Source organism: Bartonella sp. LB28NMGDW, assembly GCF_042194435.1.
GTDB classification, from domain to species: Bacteria; Pseudomonadota; Alphaproteobacteria; order Rhizobiales; family Rhizobiaceae; genus Bartonella; species Bartonella grahamii.
In genome coordinates, this window is sequence record NZ_JBHIMX010000061.1 from 1 (window position 1) to 2121 (window position 2121).

The window sequence follows — 2121 nt, forward strand, 5'->3', positions numbered from 1 at the left end:
CCGCAGCTCTTGCTAATTTTCGACAATGGGGGGTGTTGCTCTTGATCGCATAAAGATTTTAAAAGATAAGCCACTGCCCCTCTTGAAGGAACACCATATTTTTCCCAACGCCATACTGTTGATTTGTTGACGCCTAATAACGCCGCCATTTCGTCCAGCGTAAGATTAAGGCGTTTTCTTAGTTCTTTTGCTTCTATCTTATTCATGAAAAAAATATGCATTACGAGTATTTTAATGTCAAGTCGAAATGCATACCAATTTTATGCAATATGAGTAATATAGGAGATAAACATGCTTGATAAAATAACAGAGCAATCCTCTAGATTGATGAAAGCGCGTCTGGTACGTGGTTTTAGAAGTGCTAAAGAAGCAGCTAGATATTTTGGATGGAACTATTCTAGCTATATACAACATGAACAAGGTCTTAGAGGAATATCACGCGCATCTAAAAAATACGCAAAAGCATTTAGAATTAGTGAGGGATGGTTATTAACTGGAGAAGGAGAAGGTCCCTCCTTTCCAATATCTACGGTAGAACAGCCTATTGAAGAACAAATCATTGATCTGCTAAAGAAAACAAGTCAGACAGATAAAGAAACAATTCTTCACCTTCTAAGCCGCTTGAATAATGAAGAAAAAAAATGAAAGCTTTTTGTCTTTCATAACTAAATGTAGAAATTAGTTGCATTATTTCATTATCTAATTCCGTATCACTTTTTGTTTTTTTCATAACTTATTCCTCTCTCCTTCAGAGAAATGTCAATTAATGAAAATCCCCTATAAAGGATTTTTATCTTGTTACATAAAAAATACACATAATGCATATTTTTTTGTTGACCAGTATGCATAATGCGTATATAAAGACACCATACCCCGAAAAAAAAAACCTATGTCAAGGCGTTTTTTTCAAAATGTATTTAAATATTTTGATATGGAGGCATTTGTGAATAAACCAGTGTTTATAAATTCTGATGAAATTCTCTTAGTGATGTGCGAAAATGAAGAGCAAAATCTCGCTAAATCTGGTCCTTTCTTAGAAGAAAGTGACATGATCAAATTTATCGACCAAGCCGATAATGCTGTCCAAATTTTGCGTATTGAACCAACGACTAATCGTTGCGAAGATATCTCTGAAGATATTGCCGAATTCTATCTTAAAGAATGTGAAGAGCAGTGTTTCAACGGAAACATTCCTCACGATTTTATTCTACACAGCACAGCATACGGTTTTTTTTTAGATGATATAAAACAGCGCGAATATGATGATGCAATGTATGGTTCTTACGAAAAACAACACCGTTTGCGTCCTTGTGATGTGCTTTAAAAGCTAAAGGCGTTTTTAAAAGACGCCACCTTTTCAAAAAATTCACCACACAATGCAATGCCGTTCTTTTGCAAGAACGACAAAGGCAGAGTCTAACTTAAAGGAGTAAAATAATGGAAAAAAAATATGAACTTACTGATGAAACAATTGAGTTTGATGGCAGAACACTTCACCGCATTCGTGCACTGAGAGACTTTGGTGATGTTAAAGCAGGTGATTTAGGAGGCTATATAGAGAAAGAAGACAACCTAAGTCATGAAGGTGATTGTTGGGTAGGTGATGATGCAAAAGTCTATGGTTGTGCCAAGATTTTTGGTGATGCCCATGTTTATGAAAACGCTCGTGTGGATGGTCATGCAAGAGTTTATGACAATGCCAAGGTTTTTGGTGATGCTTATATTCATCACATTGCTGATATTTACGAAAATGCATGTGTTTTTGGTAGTGCATCTGTTACCGGAGAAACTAATATTTTTGGCAATGCGAAGATTTTTGGACATGCTCGTGTTTTTGCCAGTGCACAAATCTACGAGAATGCACAAGTTTCCGGTGGTGCATTTATTAGTGGAAAAGCTAAAATTTATGGAAATGCTAAAATTTATGACGGTTCATTGATTTCCATCAGAGCAAAAGTTGGGGGAAATGCCCAAATCTGTGGTTATGTATTTATTCATGGAAACGCAGAGATCATCAATGATGAAATCATCACAACTGGCCAGAGGCAATAAACCATGGAAAAAAAATACGAATTTACTGATGAAACAATCGAAGTTGGGGGCAAAACTCTCCACCGCATT

4 protein-coding genes are annotated in these 2121 nt (G+C 36.0%); 3 read left to right on the forward strand and 1 reads right to left on the reverse strand.

Annotation, left to right across the window (positions count from 1 at the left end):
* The coding region (locus ACFIKG_RS09025; protein WP_375652170.1) for a helix-turn-helix domain-containing protein at positions 1–206 on the reverse strand (206 nt) is incomplete at its 3' end.
* Between the two features lie 85 nt (positions 207–291).
* Here ACFIKG_RS09025 and ACFIKG_RS09030 point away from each other — a divergent pair.
* From ACFIKG_RS09030 to ACFIKG_RS09040, 3 genes are all read left to right on the forward strand, one after another.
* Positions 292–645, forward strand: a complete 354-nt coding sequence (locus tag ACFIKG_RS09030; protein WP_375614261.1) for an XRE family transcriptional regulator — start codon at positions 292–294, stop codon at positions 643–645.
* Positions 646–943: 298 nt separating this feature from the next.
* On the forward strand, positions 944–1324 hold the full coding sequence (locus tag ACFIKG_RS09035) for a hypothetical protein (RefSeq protein WP_375621921.1): 381 nt from the start codon (positions 944–946) through the stop codon (positions 1322–1324).
* Between the two features lie 113 nt (positions 1325–1437).
* Positions 1438–2052 carry a hypothetical protein gene (locus tag ACFIKG_RS09040; RefSeq protein WP_375652171.1) on the forward strand — a complete coding sequence of 205 codons (615 nt, stop codon included), beginning with the start codon at positions 1438–1440 and terminating at the stop codon, positions 2050–2052.
* The last annotated feature ends 69 nt before the right edge of the window (positions 2053–2121 follow it).

What these genes read in the sequence shown, in the direction of transcription:
- ACFIKG_RS09030 (WP_375614261.1), top strand. Translation starts at nt 292, where the DNA reads ATGCTTGATAAAATAACAGAGCAATCCTCTAGATTGATGAAAGCGCGT.
- ACFIKG_RS09040 (WP_375652171.1), top strand. Translation starts at nt 1,438, where the DNA reads ATGGAAAAAAAATATGAACTTACTGATGAAACAATTGAGTTTGATGGC.